The organism is Brevibacillus centrosporus, from assembly GCF_046622605.1.
GTDB lineage: Bacteria > Bacillota > Bacilli > Brevibacillales > Brevibacillaceae > Brevibacillus > Brevibacillus centrosporus.
Window position 1 is genome coordinate 2,954,090 of record NZ_CP176856.1, and the last position, 17,584, is coordinate 2,971,673.

Genomic DNA, 17,584 nt, shown 5'->3' on the forward strand with positions numbered 1-17,584 from the left:
CTCCGTTGCCGTATAACGGAGTTTTTTCATGAGCACATCCGTACTTGCTCCATGGAGCATCTGGATATCGTACATGTTCAGTGCCACGAACTCTCTCTATAATAGGGGAAATACCGTGGAAATGAGGAAGAGCAATGAAAAAGAAACGGATCATCATCGAAGAAGTTGCCGGCTTTGAGCTGCGTATTTACTTGCCTGTTCATTATTTTGAGAGCAATCACCCACCATGCAGCTTCCCCAAATCATCTTTGTCGGGATCAAACCGCACGAGCGAAATGATGAGTATACGCCTTGGCCGACAGCTTCGCTTGTTCCAGGCGGTAGAGATTTTGGCGGAGGTGCGAAGGCTTACTTGCAAACACTTGTCGACCAGATAAAGCCATATATAGACCAAACAACCTATCGTACACTACCGGAGAAAGAAAACACTGCCATTGCTGGGTGCTCGCTCGGTGGCCTGGTCAGTATTTACGCGTTCTATGAGCATGCGGAGATATTCGGCAAGAGCGCGTTGATCTCCGCCTCTTTTTGGTATGGTAGCTTTGTCGAATTCATTCGGAGCAAATCGCTGCCAGCATTGGACCACCAGATGTACATATATGCAGGGGAGCTGGAAGGAATCTACAAAAAGACGATTCAGTCCCAAATGGTCAGTAAAACGAAAGAAGCTCATCACGTCCTTCTGGAAAAAGGCTTTGTTCCGGCGAACCTCCGCTTGGAAACGGATTTGCTTGGTACACACGACTCCTTCTTCTTTTCGATCCGATTTATAGCGGCAATGAAATGGCTGTTTGGAGAAGCTTGCATTCAAACCGATGAGCCATTAAGATGAGGAGTAAGTATGAGAATCATTCGCAATATTTAATATGATAGGCATACATAGTGGTTAGAGAGGAGCGGGAATCGATGTGGAATCAAATGACAGCGGAAGATCGCATCACTAGAGCGGATGAACTAAGAAGTCTCGTGGGAGCCCCTCATGAAACTGTCGTCAAAAAAACGATTGCGCAAGTAGACTCACACGTCCGGCAATACTTGTCAAAATCCCCCCTGTTCTTTTTATCTACGGCCAATTCAGAAGGAAAAGGAGATGTTTCTCCGCGCGGTGACGAGCCTGGCTTTGTGAAGGTACTGGACGATCACCATCTCATTTATCCGGAAAGAATGGGGAATCGGCGTGTAGATTCCATGTTGAATATTTTGGAGAATCCGCAGATTGGCATGATTTTTGTGATTCCTGGGCTGGAAGAAGTGCTGCGAATCAATGGTACCGCTACTTTAACCAAAAATGCTGAATTGTTGGCTCAGCAAGAATGGAAAGGCAAAACGCTCAATATTGGCGTGGTCGTAAAAGTAGAAGAATGTTTCATCCATTGCCCGCGAGCTTTCAAACAAGCAGGTATATGGAACACATCGTCCTGGCCGGAAAAAGAAACGGTGCCTTCCATCCTTGAGATGTTCCGTGCCCATTTGCAAATCAATGGCGTACAACTGAAACAAAATGATTAGCTCAGTCTGCTATTTAGCAAAAGTACAACCCTTGAATCGGAAAGCGTGCCCATGCACCTCTTTTTGATTCAAGGTTTTTTCATGAAAAAGGAAGAGAGTGGGAAAGCCAATAGGAGGTACGAGCAGAAAGGGGATGCAGGGCATGGATGTCATTACCACAGATCATTGGGACGAAGTCTTGTGGCGTGAAGCGGAGCCTATCTACTATGCGGCTTTTCCGGAGCATGGGAGGAAAAGCAAAGCGATCATCCGCAACATGTTTCAAAAACAGCTCTGTCAATTGCATCTTGCGAAGAGTGAGGGGGAGTTTGTGGCGATGGCGATCACGGGAACAGTCGAAGCTAGCCGTGCTATCATAATCGACTATTTTGCCGTGCGGGCTGACCTGAGAAGCAAAGGGATCGGCTCCGTCTTTCTCGCGCTACTGAAGGAATGGGCAAAAGCGGATGGCGACTACACGATCCTCCTCATAGAAGTGGAGGCGGAAGACACCCAGACGAATGCAGAGCGCGCGAAGTTTTGGGAAAAAGCGGGATTTCATTCAACGGAATATGTGCATAAATACATTTGGGTCCCAGAACCTTATCGGGCGATGTACTATCAGCTCAACCCTAAGCCGATTTCAACCAGCGGCGAGCATTTGTTTTCCTTCATCACTCGTTTTCATCGGGAGAGCTTTTCAAAAAAGGAGCAGTAGCGCTTGGTTTCGTTATCCTTTCTCCCTTTCGCAAAACCGCCCACAAACCATGCAGAAGAATTTGTGTGCAGACCGCCAGAAATTGTGTGGAAAATGTTGTGAAGGCTTGCGGAATAAGGCTTTATCCATGCGAACGATTTTGGCACGGGAATTGCTATTTCAAAAGGGAAAGGAGGTGCGATAAAAGAGTGAGTCTGTCTGAATATATTGGGAAGGACCATATTCGCATATTTGAAGAACACCTGGAGCAGTCCGAGCTGATCCGTCAGTTGGGAGACACATTGATACAAACCGGAGCAGTAGGTACGGAGTACATCGAGGCGGTGTGCGTACGGGAGCAATCTTACCCGACAGGTTTGCTCACAGGCGAGGTGAATGTCGCTATCCCTCATGCGGACCCCCTGCACGTTCGGAAACCGACGATCGCTGTAGGAGTAGCCAGACAAGGTGTGCGCTTTCGCAATATGGCAGATCCAAACCATGACCTGCCTGTACAAGTGGTTTTTTTGCTTGCTCCCGAGCGAGGCGAGACGCAATTAATCATTTTGGAACAAGTCATGAACCTGATTCAGGATCAGGCGAATATGCGGAAAATTATGGATGCTCAAGGAACGGAAGAGGTATGGAATGTACTCGCCCAGCTTGAGCAGGTGGAGGAGAAATCATGAACAAGAAAAAAGTACTCGTCATCTGTGGTACCGGTGTAGCTACTTCAACTGTCGTCATGCAAAAATTGAAAGCGTTTTTACGGGACAAAGGCATCGATGCATCGTTGGATCAGTCCAAAGTCAGTGACGTACTAAACAAAGCCGATCAATACGACCTGATCATTTCCACCACGACGGTACCTCCTTCGCTGCAAGAAAAAGTCATCAATGCGGTTCCCCTGCTTACAGGAATCGGAAAAGAGCAAGTGTTTGAACAAATTGAAGCAAAGCTAACATCCTAAAATCAATATGTGCCTTATCAAAGGAGGTTCACTATGGACGTTATCAAGTACCTCGTAGACCTTGGCCCCTCGGTTGTTTTGCCCGTTCTCATTTTTCTGTTTGGGATCATCTTGAAAACAAAGCCGGGGGAAGCCTTCCGTGCAGGTCTGACGGTCGGGATTGGATTCATTGGGATCAACCTTGTGATTGGCCTGCTGATGGGAAGTCTTGGACCCGCTGCCCAGGATATGGTCAAAAACCTGGGCATCCAGCTTACGATCATTGACGTAGGCTGGCCAGCTACCTCGGCCATTGCGTTTGGATCGGCAGTCGGTGCACTTGCGATTCCGATCGGGCTTGCCGTCAATCTGGGCATGCTGGTGCTCGGTCTGACACGAACGCTGAACATCGACCTCTGGAATCTGTGGCATATTGCATTTACAGGCTCGCTGGTCGCAGTCATGTCGAACAACATTACCTTGGGGATTTTGACTTCGATTGCCCATGCCATTATCCTTCTTGTCTTGGCGGATCTCACGGCGAAGCACGTATCCAACTATTATGGCTACCCGAACATTTCCTTCCCGCACGGAACGTCGACACCGTATTACTTGATCGCTCTGCCGCTGGAAAAGCTGTTTGATCGGATTCCGGGCTTCCGCAACCTGAAAGCAGACCCCGAAACGATTCAAAAACGTTTGGGCTTGCTGGGTGAGTCGACCGTTTTAGGACTTATTTTAGGCATTATTATCGCGCTTTTGGCTGGATGGGATCTTCAGAAGGTTCTCGATTTGGGCGTGAAAACCGCTGCTGTCATGCTGATTTTGCCGAGAATGGTCAGTATTTTGATGGAAGGCTTGATACCGATCTCGGAAGCTGCGAGTGAATTTGTTCGTAAGCGCTTTCCTGGACGTGAAGTCAATATCGGCATGGACGCAGCACTTGCGGTCGGTCATCCGGCCACGATTGCCGCTTCACTCTTGATGATTCCGATTGTCTTGGGTCTGGCCGTTTTGATGCCGGGCAATAAAGTTCTTCCTTTTGGAGACCTGGCTACCATTCCGTTCATCGTGTGCTTGATGGTGCCTATTTTTAAAGGAAACGTCATCCGTACCGTGATCGGGGCAACGATCTCGCTCGCATTTGGCTTGCTTTTGGCTACTTATATTTCGCCGCTGTTTACGCAAGCAGCCCAAAACGCCGGCTTCAAATTCCCGGACGGGGCAAGTGCGATATCCTCTCTTGTCGATGGGGCGGTTCCGACTACGGCAATCTTCTTGTTTGGAGCAAAGCTAGGCTACGTGGGGATTATCGGGATTGCCGTCATTGGCTTGGGCGTCGCTTACCTGGTCCAGCGCAAGCAAAAGAATTCTTCGCAATCTGTGAACAAAGCATTATAAAGGACGAAAACGAACAACCACCTTGTACGTTGCCTGCTGGCATGTACAGGGTGGTTTTCTTTGGCTCTATTCATAAAGACTGTTGCTTCTGCAAGCGTAGACAGGAAAGTTAGCTTACAGTAGGGAGGATATTCTCCTGGAACGGTTGAAATGCTACAAACATTCAGATGGAATTTTTATAACCTGGGTGGCGACAACAATCCCATGTTTGAGATAGAACCCACTATTGGTGGGGCAGACACAAAGCTAACAGCCGACTTTGTTCGACTAATGATTTGAGAATGGAAGGGGTGCATGAATGAAAAGGCTCGCTAAAGAATTAGAACAGCACTTACAAAACTCCGTTGTGATTGACAGAGATAACCATGCTGAATTTATCCAGACCTATTATAAAAGCTTGCTACCTAAACAAGGAGTCAATACACTTAAGGACGCTATCTCTCGAACGATCGTCGATTATGCTGTTAATGAAACAAATTTTCATCTCATTTTATGTAATGCCAATCGTGGTCGCAAAGGTCGTCTGGATTTACTCGAGCGGTTCCGTCAAAAAGGTTTTGTAAGCATAATCGTAAATTTTGATATTCCCGATGCTATTCTTCAATCTCGAATTGCCAATAGTCAGCGTAGTACCGTTATTTTCAGGAGTGCTTCTCCTTTTGAAGAAGTGCTTAGTCGGCAAAGGTATACCTGAAGGAATTGTCCGTTTCAATCAACCTGAAAAGCGCAAAAACCCACAAAATCATTTGTGGGTCTTGTTTTGGCAGCAATTATTTATAGATGAGAGTAGTAGCGGACATGCCTTTGATCGCTTGTTTCATTCTGGGGATCAGCGAAGGAGTCATGCTTAATTCATCGACGCCAAGGGCAATCAGTTCCTTTGCGTAAAGAGGATCACCAGCCATTTCCCCGCAAACGCCGACCCATTTGCCATGTGTATGCGCGTCTTGGACGACTCGACCGATCAGACGAAGGATAGCCGGGTGAACCGGATTGTACAGATAGCTGACCTTTTGATTCATGCGGTCAGCGGCAAAGGTATACTGGATCAAGTCATTGGAGCCAATGCTGAAAAAGTCGACATGAGGAGCAAGCTGATCGGCGATGATGGCTGCGGAAGGGATCTCAATCATGATTCCTGTCTCGATCTTCTCGTCAAATGGAAGCTGTCTTTCTCGCAGCTGTTCCTTCGCTTGTGCGAGCAGAGACTTCGCCTCGAGCAATTCTTCCTCTGTCGCAATCATCGGAAACATCACTCTGATTTTGCCTTGGCTGGAAGCTCGCAGGATGGCGCGCAGCTGGGTTAGGAACATTTCCTTTTCAGCCAGACAGAGTCGAATGGCACGAAATCCGAGGAATGGATTTTCTTCCGCCTCCATCGGCAGATAAGGCAGCTGCTTGTCTCCGCCAATGTCCATCGTTCGAATAATGACAGGGCGCCCAGCCATTTCAAGTGCCACCTCGGCGTACGCCTCGAACTGTTCCTCTTCGCTCGGCATTTGATCCCGCTCAAGGAAAAGGAACTCAGAGCGGAACAAGCCTACACCGTCTCCGCCGTTCGCGAGTACAGAGCGGCAGTCCGCGGGGTTCCCGATATTCCCTGCAATCTCAATCCTTTTTCCATCTGCCGTGTATACGGTTTCAAAAGCGGCGGCGCGCAATCGCGTTTGTTCTTCTTGGAAGGCGTGCTGCTCCCGGTGGTAGCGCTCGACCTGCTCCTGCTCTGGATGGATCGTGATCTCTCCCGTATTTCCATTTAGAGCAAGAATCGTTTCATCGGTAATCTCGCAGGCGATCGGACCACAACCCACGACAGCAGGAATCTGCAGAGTGCGTGCCAGGATAGCAGAATGACTGGTCGGTCCGCCTATTTCCGTCAGGATTCCTTTGACCCATTCCGGATTCAGCCGAGCCGTTTGGGAGGGCGTCAGATCATGGGCGACTAGAATAACGGGTCGATCTAGCGCTTCAAGAGATACGTCACCGACACCGAGAAGTCGTCTCGCGAGTTTGCCACGCAAGTCTTTAAAATCAGCGGCACGCTCGCGCAAATAGGCATCGTCCATCGATTCAAAAACAGAAGCGTGAGTCGTTAGGACATCGTGGGCTGCCCAGACAGCATTTTTGGCTGAATCGAGGATTTCTCGATCGATTTCTTCTAGTAGAATAGGGTCCTCTAGCATCATCAAGTGAGAGGCAAAAATGGCGCATTCCTCTTCACCGAAGCGCTCGCGGACATCTTCTCGTGTGAAGGCAAGCTCCTGTTTGACCTGCTCTAGGCCGTCGCGGACTTTCTGCTTTTCCAGCTCCACTTGGTCTGCTGTGATTGTTTCATGGGGAATGGATAATGCTTGTTCCTTCCATACGAAAGCGCGTTCTGCGGCATAGCCGGGTGAGGCGGCAATCCCTTTATACATCGTATCCCTCCAGTGAAAGTAAAGTTATAGACGCAAAAAAGGCCAGGGAATCGTCCCTGACCCATGATCCAAAGGATTTGAATACGTTTATCTTAGCGGTTCCTCTCATAATCGTCAACGAAAAGGTATACATTGTGGAGAAACGTGCACAAAAAATGCCACAGAATATTCTGATACCGTTTTTGAATTATGTTATGGTAGATAATGTAGAGCGAAATGGCGAGGAAAATGCGAGTTTTAACCATTGGCACAAATGTTGCTTGTGATAGATTGTGGGGGGATGGTATGGAGGAACGCATCAGGCACATCATCGAATACGAGGATAAAAAAGCTCCCTTAACCGATGAGCAAATCGCCCGTCAATTGGGAGTGCGACGTGACGAGGTGACTTTGCTTCGACACAAGCTGCAGATTCCTGATTCTCGAAAACGCAGGCAGCCACTCCTGCTCAAAGAAATGGAGCACCTTCTGAAGCAAACCCCTAGCATGCCGAGTCGAGAGCTTACCAGTCGTTTAAATGAGATGGGCTATGAGGTTTCGCGTTTTATGGTCCATCAATTGCGTGGCAAAATGGAAGCGTTCTCAGAAGAAGAGGATACGCCCAAAACGGAAGAACGCACGCGTCAAAAAGCTCGCAAAGCCAGCCAGGCGGTGACCTTTGCCAGCTTGATCGGCGCAAAGGGGACGCTCAAAGCAGCGATCCAGCAAGCACAGGCAGCGGCGCTTTACCCGCCAAATGGGCTGCATACGCTTTTCTTTGGAGCGAGTGGCGTCGGGAAGAGCAGGATGGCCGAAGCGATGTATCATTTCGCGATTGAGCAGCAAGTGATGAAGCGAAATGCCCCTTTTATCATTTTTAATTGCGCGGACTATGCCAAAAACCCGCAGCTCTTGCTGTCCCAGCTATTCGGATATGTGAAAGGTGCATTTACAGGTGCGCAGCAAGACAAGCTCGGATTAGTGGATGAGGCGGATGGGGGCATTCTGTTTCTGGATGAGATCCATCGCTTGCCGCCAGAAGGGCAGGAGAACCTCTTTTATCTGATCGACAAAGGGGTATATCGTCGGCTAGGAGAGGTTCAGTTCCAGCAAAAGGCGACGATCTTGATCGTGGGTGCGACTACGGAAAGCCCGGAGTCGAGCCTGCTGCTGACACTGCGCAGGCGCATCCCGATGACCATTGAGCTGCCTGCCTTATCCGAGTGGACGCAGCAGGAGCGGCTCTCGCTAATTTTGCATTTTTTGAACGAAGAAACCGATCGGATCGGGAAAGAGGTCGTCGTCCAAAAAGAAGTGATTGCCTCCCTCATGATGTACGAATGTCCCGCCAATATGGGGCAGCTGCACAGTGACATCCGGGTACTGCTGGCGAAAGCCTTTCTCAAAACGATCCATCAGGAAGAAAAGTCCGTGGTGCAAGTGGATCGGTACGATTTGCCCATGCACGTCGTAAGTCAGCAGCAATTGAACGGGCTGGCACCCGAGCTGCCCATGCTGAAAAAAGATCAGTTCCTGTTTATTCCGGGACAGCGCTCCGATCTCGGCAGTGAGTTGTGCGAAGATTCCGCCCAGCATTTATACAACTGGGTTGTTGAACGGTATCGCAACCTGAAAAACCAGGGCCAAAGCGAAGAACTGATTGAGCTGATCGTAAACAAAGAGCTGGATACTCGTCTAGAGCCTGCAGCAGGTGAACATGAAAAGAGAGCGCTGCGCCTGCAACAGCTGGTAAAGCTTGTCGGCGATCAGGTAGTTCAGGCGGTCGAACAAATGCTATGGATTGCGGAGCGGCATATGACGCTGGATTACCAGCGAATTTCCTATGCCTTGGCGATTCACCTGCACGGCCTCTTGGATCGATGGCCGGATCCAAAAACGAGAGAGCTTCCGCTGGAGTCAGACTGCGAATCGATGGAGTACAAAGTCGCCCTGGAAATGGCGAAGGTCGTGCAGACCATATGGGGAATCACCCTGCCGGATTCGGAAGTAGCGCTGCTCGAGATGTATTTGAAGCAATGCTCGGTATTCACGGAACCAAAACCGGTGATCGGCGTGGTCGTCACCTCGTATGGGCAGGTAGCAAAAAGCATGGTCGAGGTTGCTGCGCGCTTGTTTGAGAGGAAGCATGCGCTCGCCGTCGAGCTGTACTGGAACGACGACCTCTCTTCTGCGATCAAACGTATCAGTGCTTCGATACGGCAGGTGGATCAGGGAGAGGGCGTCATTTTGCTCGCGGATATGGGCAGTAATTTGTTGAGTGAAGCCGAGTGGGAGGTGCGGACCGGCGTGCGTGTGCAGGTGCTGCCAAACGTGACAACGACCTTGGTGATTGAGGTCATTCGAAAATGCCTGTACTCGAGCGAGTCGATGAGTCAGATCGTGAATCGGTTGCGCACAATGCCGACGAATGCGCTGCCGTCCGTCTATACGACCAATTCAAAGCCGGTTGCGATCGTGACGATTTGCCTGACTGGAGAAGGAGCGGCGAAAAGACTGGATATGCTCTTGAAGGAAAAGCTGGATGCAACAGAAGAACAGGTGACGATTCTTCAGGCAAGCTCGCTCTCCATTCGCAAGCTATACAAGGAGTGGCTGGAAAAATATCATATTTTCGCAGTGGTAGGGACAGTCAATCCGATGCTGGACGGAATTCCTTTTATTTCCATTAAAGAGATCGTAGATGAAACAGGAATCAGCTTTATCAAGAGATTGCTGCTCGTGGCAAATGGAACACTCTCCCCATCGCTGCCGCCGCATTCTTACGGGCTACGAGAATTATTGCATCCCGAACTGATCTGGAATTGTGAGGAGCGGGCCAGTAAGGAACGAGTCATCGAAGCCCTTGCAAGCCTTTTGCGAGAACAAGGGTTTGTCGAGCAAGATTTTGCCCAGAAGGTTTGGGAACGGGAACGGATGGGGAATACATGCTTGCTGGGAGCGGCTATCCCGCATGCGGATACAATGCAAACAATCCGTCCGGGAATTGCTGCCGCCAGACTCGCTCATCCAGTGGAATGGGAGCCAGGTCTATTCGTCCAATACGTTTACATGCTGGCGATCACGGAGCACTGCCAGTTAGCTGTGGAGGAGCTTTATTCTTTTTTAAGCGAAAGACAAGAGGCGAATCAATCACCCGATTTGCAAGCATTACTCGAAAATGGTGAAACATCAGGGAGGATTCCATATGGAAAAACAAGTAACGATTTTGAATAAAACTGGTTTGCATGCCCGTCCTGCTGCAGAATTTGTAAAGCTGGCGGCGGGATATAAATCAGAGATCACGATTCTTTTGGGGACAAAAGTGGCAAACGCGAAAAGCATACTCAATGTTCTTTCCCTGGCAGCTACGATGGGATCGGTATTGACACTTAAGGCGGTAGGACCAGATGAGGAAGAAGCGATCGACTCGCTTTCCGCTCTTGTGGAGAGAAAGTTTGGGGAAGAATAAACGTTTGCCACTTGACTAGGTTATCAGAATATTTATAATGAATTACAAATGTAACTACTAAGAACAAATGTAAAGACATCCGGAGGTGACACGCATGAAGGTCATTGAAAAGGTAACTCCCGGAACGAAGGTCTACAAACTGTTTGAACACGAAGAGCTGATTTGCGAAGGAAAAGATGAAGTGTTTCTCATCTCCGTCAAAAAGATGACGCGCGAAGAATACGAGCGTGATCAAAGCCAGCAAAAGCAGTCAACTCCATAATCTCAATAGGCAAGACCGACGCTTGGACCACGGGTCAGGTGGGGGAATATTCCCTCCATCTGATCCGTTTTTGCTATATACAAGCCTGGAGAGAAAGACAACTTGAGGAGGAGAGGAATTTGGTTATCAATGTAAGTGTTCCATCGATGGTTACAGAGAAAAAGCTGGTGGAGCTGTTTCGCCAAATGTGGGTGATCCGCTTTTTCGATGAGAAAGTCGATGAATTTTTTGCCAAAGGGATGATTCACGGGACCACGCACCTATGTGTAGGGCAGGAAGCTTCCGCAGCTGGTGCCATTGCGGTGCTGGAGGATCGCGACAAGATTACGAGCACACACAGAGGACACGGCCATTGCATCGCCAAGGGTGCAGAAGCCAACCGGATGATGGCGGAACTGTTAGGACGGGTAACCGGTTACTGCCGAGGAAAAGGCGGCTCCATGCATATAGCCGATGTAGAGAAAGGAAATCTGGGGGCGAATGGCATTGTCGGTGGAGGGATCCCGATCGCTGTTGGCTCTGCGCTGACTTCCCAAATGAAGCAGCTCGGTTATGTCACCCTCTGCTTTTTCGGAGACGGGGCATCGAATGAAGGGAGCTTTCACGAGGCGATGAACATGGCCGCCATTTGGAATTTGCCTGTCGTCTTTATTTGTGAAAACAACCAGTACGGCATGTCTGGATCGGTAAAAGAGATGGTGAAGGTCGCCAACATCGCAGAGCGGGCTGCAGCGTACGGCATTCCTGGAGCAGTCGTAGACGGAAATGATATTTTCGCCATGATGAATGTGACCCATGAAGCAGTAGAACGTGCCCGTAGAGGCGAGGGTCCAACTCTGATCGAAGCGAAAACCTACCGTTGGAAAGGCCACTCGAAAAGCGATGCCAAAAAGTACCGGACTCGGGAAGAGGAAATGGACTGGCGCAACAACCGCGATCCGATTGAGCGAATGAAACGGGTGCTGATCAGTGAAGGAATCTTCAGTGAACAGGACGCAGCCCGGATCGAAGCGGAGGCAAGAGCGGAAATAGAGGATGCGGTGAAGTTTGCTGAGGAAAGCCCGATGCCGCCCATCGAAATTCTAGAAGAAGACGTCTACGCATAGGCGAGGGAGGGAACACAGTGTCAGCACAAAGAGAGCTTACTTATTTGGAAGCGGTGCGGGAATGCATGAGTCAGGAAATGCGGGTCAATCAGGATGTATTCATCATGGGGGAGGACATCGGCGTCTACGGTGGCGCGTTTGGTGTAACGCGCGGCATGATCGAGGAATTTGGAAAAGAGCGCGTGAGAAATACACCGATCTCGGAAGCGGCGATCGCAGGGGCAGCTGTTGGAGCAGCCATGACGGGAATGCGCCCGATCGTGGAGCTGCAGTTTTCCGATTTCATCACGATTGCGACGGATCAGATCGTGAATCAGGCAGCGAAAAACCGGTACATGTTCGGCGGGAAAGGCAAGGTTCCACTCGTTCTGCGCACGCCCTCTGGCTCGGGGACAGGTGCTGCAGCCCAGCACTCCCAAAGCCTGGAAGCATGGATGGCGCATATTCCGGGGCTAAAGGTCATACAGCCTTCTACCGCCTATGACGCTAAAGGATTGCTGAAAGCCGCCATCGATGACGACAACCCTGTCATCTTTTACGAGCACAAGCTGCTCTATCGGACGAAGGGCCATGTGCCGGAGGAGTCCTATAGCTTGCCGATTGGAAAAGCCGATATCAAACGTGCCGGAACCGATGTGACCATCGTGGCAACTGCGATTATGGTACACAAAGCTTTGCAGGCAGCAGCCGAGCTGGAGAAGGAAGGAATCAGTGTAGAAATTATCGATCCGCGCACGCTGGTGCCTTTGGATATCGAGACGATCGTCGAATCGGTCAAGAAGACAGGGCGTGTGGTTGTCGTCCATGAGGCAGTCAAGCGCGGCGGTTTTGGCGGAGAAATAGCGAGCCTGATCGCGGAAAGCGAAGCCTTCGATTATCTCGATGCGCCGATCAAACGTCTGGGAGGAAAGGCAGTTCCGATTCCGTACAATCCTGTCCTCGAAAAAGCAGCCATTCCACAAGAACAAGATATCATCCAAGCAGTCAAGGAAACGGTATTCCGCTGACAGGAAGGGGATAAGCAAGATGGCAACCGCAGTATTCATGCCAAAACTGAGTATGACGATGGAAACCGGAACCGTCATCCAATGGTTTAAACAAGAGGGAGACCCGGTTCGTGAAGGTGATGTTTTACTGGAAGTCTTAACGGATAAGATCAATATCGAGGTAGAGTCCTATACGACAGGGACGCTGCTGAAAATTTACTATGGCCCAGATGAAGTCGTACCTGTCAACCAGGTTATAGGATATGTCGGCGCTGCAGGCGAGGTGGTAGCAGACGCGCCTCCTTCTTTGGAAGCAGCTGATACCCAGCAGGTCGGAGAAAAACAGGAAGAGCATGAGGAAACAGCAAGAAAGATGGAGGAAACCCAATCGGATGGAGACAAACTCAGAGCCACGCCAGTCGCTCGACGGATTGCGCGTGAAAATGATGTAGACCTTCGCCAACTAAAAGGCTCCGGACCGAATGGACGTATTCAAAAAGGAGACGTCGAGCACGCCATTTCAGCACGGAAAGGGCAGTCCCAGCCTGCTGTGAGCCAAGCTTTTGAAACAGTTGCTTCCTCGAGTACGTCAAGTAAGCTCGAGGGAATGCGCAAGGTAATCGCACAGCGAATGACGCAGAGTGCATTCACTGCTCCTCATGTGACATTGACGACAGAGGCGGACATGACACGCGTGCAGGAAGTCAGAGCGACACTGCTTCCCTCCATCGAGAAAACGACCGGTCAGCGCCTGTCTTATACCGAAATGATCATGAAAGCGGTCGCAGCCGCTTTGGCACGCCATCCAAAGGTCAATGCTTCCTTGCAGGATGAAACGATTGTGTACCACGATTCGGTTCATGTCGGATTGGCCGTAGCGGTTTCCGATGGACTGCTCGTCCCCGTCGTTAAGCATGCCGATCGCAAAGGTCTTGCCGAGCTGACCACCGATACGAAACGACTGGCAGGATTGGCACGTGAAGGACGACTGCTGCCAGATGACATGCGTGGTGGTACATTCACGATCAGCAATTTAGGGATGTACGCGATCGATGCCTTCACCCCGATCATCAATCAACCGGAGAGCGCCATTTTAGGTGTGGGAAGAATTCATGAGAAGCCTGTGGGAGTCGATGGACAGATTGTGCTGCGCCCGATGATGTCTTTGAGTCTTTCCTTTGATCACCGTGTCATGGATGGTGCTCCTGCGGCAGCTTTTTTGCAGGATGTCAAAGAATATCTAGAGGCACCATACCACCTGCTGGCGTAAAAGGAGGAGCTAACTATGTCGCAAACATACGATATCGCAGTGATTGGGGGAGGCCCAGCAGGGTATGTTGCAGCCATTCGCGGTGCAAAGGAAGGAAAGCGCGTGGCACTGATTGAAGCAGACCATTTGGGTGGTACCTGCTTGAATCGAGGCTGCATCCCTTCCAAAACGCTGCTGCATCAGGCGGGGATTTTGGACCAGATCCGGAATGCCGCTAGCTGGGGAATCGAGACCGGGGAGGTGACGTTTTCTCTCGAGAAGATGCTGAACCGAAAAAATCAGGTGATCGCAACCCTTCGCACGGGAATTGCGGGTCTATTAAAAGCAGGCAAAATCGATCTTGTACAAGGCTTTGGCGAGGTGAATCCAGACAAGAGCATTTCCGTTCAAGCAGCTGACGGCTTGCGCACGGTCGTCAAAGCAAGCTCGATCATTTTGGCAACGGGTTCCACGCCTTCTGTACCACCGATTCCAGGACTAGCACAGGTACCTTATTTCACGAGTGACACGATCTTTGATGTCGAGCAGGTACCAAGGTCAATCGCGATTCTCGGGGGAGGCTTTATCGGAGTAGAGTTCGCCTGCATTTTTGCGAGCCTGGGGTCGAAGGTGACTGTGCTGGAAATGGCGGACAGACTTATTCCTCAAGAGGACAAAGACGCAGCTAGTAGCCTGTCCAAGTCGTTGCGCAAGAAAGGGGTGACGATTGGGACGGGGTTAAAAGTGACTTCGATCGCAAATGGTGAGACAGGGATCGTAATCCATGCCCAGGATACGAAGGGGAATACCGAAGCGATTCCTGCCGACGCGTTGCTTGTAGCTGTGGGTCGGAAGCCAAATTTGTCCGCTGTAGCAAATTTGAGTGTAGAGATGAACGGCCCGTTTGTCCAGGTCAATGAATACTTGGAAACATCGATACCAGGTATCTATGCGGCGGGAGATATCATCGGTGGATGGCAGCTGGCACATGTCGCGAGTGCAGAAGGTCAAGCTGCTGCGATCAATGCAGCAGGCGGAAAACAAAAGGGAAATATGAAAGCAGTTCCTCGCTGCATTTATACCTCGCCTGAGATTTCCAGCGTGGGCTTGAGCGAAGAGGAAGCAAAAGCACAAGGATATGCCGTGAAGACAACGATTTATTCGCATGCAGGAAACGGAAAAGCGATGGCTTCAGACGAGAACAGCGGCTTTACCAAGCTGATTGCGGAAGAAACGTACGGTGAAGTGCTGGGAGTCGTCATGGTCGGCCCACACGTCACGGAAATGATTTCAACAGGCACGGCCTTCCTGTCACTGGAAGCAACCGTAGACGATGTCGCGAACATGATCTATCCGCATCCTACCGTTTCAGAGAGCTTCATGGAGGCAGCAGCAAAATGGCTAGGGAAAGGCATCCACGCCTAAGAAAGAATCTGTTTGACATGAAAACGTTTTCAATTTACAATTGTAACTAGTAAGAACATTTGTAAAGGGAGGTGGTCACTTGACTTGGGGGTACGTTGTTCTGTTGTTCGCAGGGCTTTGGATTTTGCAGCTTGTGCTGACACAGCTACAGTCACGCCATTACTATCAGGAGCTGCGTCTCATGCAGCAGCAACCGAACGGCTACCTGGGAGTGGGAGTGAACAAACGACGCTTTGGAGTCGGTGCCGTCGTCATTCTCGTTACCGATCCACAAGGAATTGTGACTCAGTGCAAGCGGATGTCGGGGGTCAGCGTTTTCTCCCGGTTTCAGAAGTACGGGGAACCGATTGGCAAATCAATGGACACATTGTACGACACTGCCTCCAAACAGCAAAAGCAGCCGGTGCAGACAGCGCTTCGAATGGCAATCGAGCAAATCCGGGCCGCGCAGGCCAAGCAGCAACAAAGGGAACATGAACAAATTGGATAAAAAAGTTGGGCCGCGGGCCAGATGAATTCTTTCATCTGGTTTTTATTTTTTAATCGGGAGGTATGCGTAAATGGACTTTTTTGTACATCTTGCAGAAGGGTTTATCGGAATGTTTCAGGAAGGCGGCAAGACCTTCGTAGGATTAGTGACAGGAATCATTCCTACATTGATTTGCTTGATCACAGCTGTAAACGCATTCATCAAATTCGTTGGAGAAGAACGCATCGAACGCTTCGCTGCCAAATGCACAGGCAATATGATCCTGCGATACACCATTTTCCCGATCTTATCCATGTTTTTCCTGACCAATCCGATGGCATACACATTCGGTAAATTCTTGCCGGAGTATCAAAAACCGGCCTTCTACGATTCTGCCGTATCGTTCTGCCATCCGATCACGGGATTGTTCCCTCATGCGAACGCTTCTGAGCTCTTCGTTTACATGGGTATTGCGACCGGCATCACTCAGTTGGGACTGTCTCTCGGGCCTTTGGCGATTCGCTACTTCCTGGTCGGGATCCTCGTCATTTTGATTCGCGGTATCGTAACCGAGTACATCACAAAGGCGATGATGAAACGCCGCGAAGCACAAGCAGCAGTATAAGGAAGCGAAGAGGGGAGACGTTGACATGAGCAACTATCGTGCGGTGCAAGTAACAAAAGCGTCAAGTGGGTGGGGAGGTCCTCTTACCATCCTGCCGACAGACGAAAAACCATATATCGCTTCGATTACAGGGGGAGGGATTCATCCCGTTGCAGCCCGAATCGCGGAGCTGACGGGCGGGATTGCCGTCGATGGCTTTTCCAGCAAAGTAGAGCCGGATGAAATGGCATGCGTCGTGATCGATTGCGGTGGAACAGCACGCTGCGGTGTGTATCCAAAGCTAGGCGTTCTTACCGTAGACGTGACTCCTGCTTCTCCCTCTGGTCCACTGATTAACTTCATCAAAGAGACGAATTTTGTCTCCGGCGTAAAAGAGAACAATGTGTCCTTAATGGATGAAGTGGCGACTGCTGCCGCGAGTAATGCCGCAAGCCAGCAAAAAAAATCGGCACAGGAGTTGAAAGCGGAAGCCCGCGCGAAAGTCGCCAGCATGCAGGGCAATCAGCCGCCGAAGAAAACCGGGTTCATTGAGAAAATTGGTCGCCTGATGGGGGGCGTGGTCGGAACCTTCTATCAGGCAGGTCGTGATACGGTCGAGCAGGTTTTGCGCAATATTCTTCCGTTCATGGCATTCGTCAGTACCTTGATCGGGATCATTCTCTTCACCGGGATTGGCGATATTTTAGCGAACGTCATCAAACCGCTCGCAGGAAATATCATCGGCCTGTTGATCATCTCGATCGTCTGCGCACTGCCGTTCCTCTCGCCTTTGCTTGGACCAGGTGCCGTCATCGCGCAAGTAGTCGGTGTCTTGGTGGGGGTAGAGATTGGTCGTGGCACGATCCCGCCACAGTTGGCGTTGCCGGCGCTCTTTGCCATCAACCCGCAAGTAGGCTGCGATTTCGTACCAGTAGGGCTGACGTTGGGTGAAGCAAAGCCAGAGACCATCGAAGTGGGGGTACCAGCCGTACTGCTCTCCCGCCAGATCACGGGCCCGATCGCAGTCGTCATTGCCTACGTAGCAAGCTTTGGACTCTACAGCGAGTAATCATTTCAGGAGGT

18 protein-coding genes are annotated in these 17,584 nt (G+C 50.3%); 17 read left to right on the top strand and 1 reads right to left on the bottom strand.

From position 1 onward, the window contains the following. Positions 1-226 precede the first annotated feature (226 nt). The 7 genes from ACLIN2_RS15020 to ACLIN2_RS15050 all read left to right on the top strand — a co-directional run bounded on the left by ACLIN2_RS15020 (position 227) and on the right by ACLIN2_RS15050 (position 5,229). The gene (locus ACLIN2_RS15020; RefSeq protein ID WP_411504452.1) at positions 227-832 is read left to right on the top strand and encodes an alpha/beta hydrolase; all 606 of its coding nucleotides are present in this window, start codon (positions 227-229) and stop codon (positions 830-832) included. A 74-nt stretch (positions 833-906) separates the two neighbouring features. Further along, the gene (locus ACLIN2_RS15025; RefSeq protein WP_411504453.1) at positions 907-1,509 is read left to right on the top strand and encodes an MSMEG_1061 family FMN-dependent PPOX-type flavoprotein; all 603 of its coding nucleotides are present in this window, start codon (positions 907-909) and stop codon (positions 1,507-1,509) included. 142 nt (positions 1,510-1,651) lie between these two features. Further along, positions 1,652-2,206 (top strand): GNAT family N-acetyltransferase, encoded by a 555-nt coding sequence (locus ACLIN2_RS15030; protein WP_411504454.1) that lies wholly within the window; start codon positions 1,652-1,654, stop codon positions 2,204-2,206. A gap of 188 nt (positions 2,207-2,394) precedes the next feature. Next, entirely contained in the window at positions 2,395-2,874 is a 480-nt protein-coding gene (locus ACLIN2_RS15035; protein WP_411504455.1) for a PTS sugar transporter subunit IIA, read from the top strand. Beyond that, entirely contained in the window at positions 2,871-3,155 is a 285-nt protein-coding gene (locus ACLIN2_RS15040; protein WP_092269879.1) for a PTS sugar transporter subunit IIB, read from the top strand. Before ACLIN2_RS15035 ends, ACLIN2_RS15040 begins: the two co-directional genes overlap by 4 nt. Before the next feature lie 33 nt (positions 3,156-3,188). Then, positions 3,189-4,535, top strand: a complete 1,347-nt coding sequence (locus ACLIN2_RS15045) for a PTS galactitol transporter subunit IIC (RefSeq protein WP_411504456.1) — start codon at positions 3,189-3,191, stop codon at positions 4,533-4,535. A 298-nt stretch (positions 4,536-4,833) separates the two neighbouring features. Further along, a complete protein-coding gene (locus tag ACLIN2_RS15050; RefSeq protein ID WP_411504457.1) occupies positions 4,834-5,229 on the top strand; it encodes a hypothetical protein in 396 nt (131 codons plus the stop codon). A gap of 76 nt (positions 5,230-5,305) precedes the next feature. Here ACLIN2_RS15050 and ptsP read toward each other — a convergent pair whose 3' ends face one another. After that, the gene (ptsP, locus tag ACLIN2_RS15055) at positions 5,306-6,952 is read right to left on the bottom strand and encodes a phosphoenolpyruvate--protein phosphotransferase (RefSeq protein WP_411504458.1); all 1,647 of its coding nucleotides are present in this window, start codon (positions 6,950-6,952) and stop codon (positions 5,306-5,308) included. Between the two features lie 285 nt (positions 6,953-7,237). Between ptsP and ACLIN2_RS15060 the strand changes: the two genes are divergently transcribed. The 10 genes from ACLIN2_RS15060 to ACLIN2_RS15105 all read left to right on the top strand — a co-directional run bounded on the left by ACLIN2_RS15060 (position 7,238) and on the right by ACLIN2_RS15105 (position 17,570). Next, positions 7,238-10,165 (top strand): sigma 54-interacting transcriptional regulator, encoded by a 2,928-nt coding sequence (locus ACLIN2_RS15060; protein WP_411504459.1) that lies wholly within the window; start codon positions 7,238-7,240, stop codon positions 10,163-10,165. Further along, positions 10,137-10,400 (top strand): HPr family phosphocarrier protein, encoded by a 264-nt coding sequence (locus ACLIN2_RS15065; protein ID WP_122922763.1) that lies wholly within the window; start codon positions 10,137-10,139, stop codon positions 10,398-10,400. The genes ACLIN2_RS15060 and ACLIN2_RS15065 overlap by 29 nt, the downstream gene beginning before the upstream one ends. 94 nt (positions 10,401-10,494) lie before the next feature. Further along, positions 10,495-10,662, top strand: coding sequence for a hypothetical protein (locus tag ACLIN2_RS15070; RefSeq protein ID WP_411504460.1), 168 nt, complete (start codon positions 10,495-10,497; stop codon positions 10,660-10,662). A 146-nt stretch (positions 10,663-10,808) separates the two neighbouring features. Next, entirely contained in the window at positions 10,809-11,768 is a 960-nt protein-coding gene (locus ACLIN2_RS15075; protein WP_411504548.1) for a thiamine pyrophosphate-dependent dehydrogenase E1 component subunit alpha, read from the top strand. A 17-nt stretch (positions 11,769-11,785) separates the two neighbouring features. Beyond that, the gene (locus ACLIN2_RS15080; protein ID WP_411504461.1) at positions 11,786-12,775 is read left to right on the top strand and encodes an alpha-ketoacid dehydrogenase subunit beta; all 990 of its coding nucleotides are present in this window, start codon (positions 11,786-11,788) and stop codon (positions 12,773-12,775) included. Between the two features lie 19 nt (positions 12,776-12,794). Further along, complete coding sequence (locus tag ACLIN2_RS15085) at positions 12,795-14,024, top strand: dihydrolipoamide acetyltransferase family protein (protein ID WP_411504462.1); 1,230 nt, start codon at positions 12,795-12,797, stop codon at positions 14,022-14,024. A gap of 15 nt (positions 14,025-14,039) precedes the next feature. Beyond that, positions 14,040-15,428: a dihydrolipoyl dehydrogenase gene (gene lpdA, locus ACLIN2_RS15090; RefSeq protein ID WP_411504463.1), complete on the top strand. Its 1,389-nt coding sequence runs from the start codon at positions 14,040-14,042 to the stop codon at positions 15,426-15,428. A gap of 79 nt (positions 15,429-15,507) precedes the next feature. Next, a complete protein-coding gene (locus ACLIN2_RS15095; protein WP_328211674.1) occupies positions 15,508-15,918 on the top strand; it encodes a transcriptional regulator GutM in 411 nt (136 codons plus the stop codon). Positions 15,919-15,988: 70 nt separating this feature from the next. Beyond that, on the top strand, positions 15,989-16,522 hold the full coding sequence (locus ACLIN2_RS15100) for a PTS glucitol/sorbitol transporter subunit IIC (RefSeq protein WP_092269852.1): 534 nt from the start codon (positions 15,989-15,991) through the stop codon (positions 16,520-16,522). Between the two features lie 25 nt (positions 16,523-16,547). Then, on the top strand, positions 16,548-17,570 hold the full coding sequence (locus ACLIN2_RS15105; RefSeq protein ID WP_327929251.1) for a PTS glucitol/sorbitol transporter subunit IIB: 1,023 nt from the start codon (positions 16,548-16,550) through the stop codon (positions 17,568-17,570). Positions 17,571-17,584: the final 14 nt, after the last annotated feature.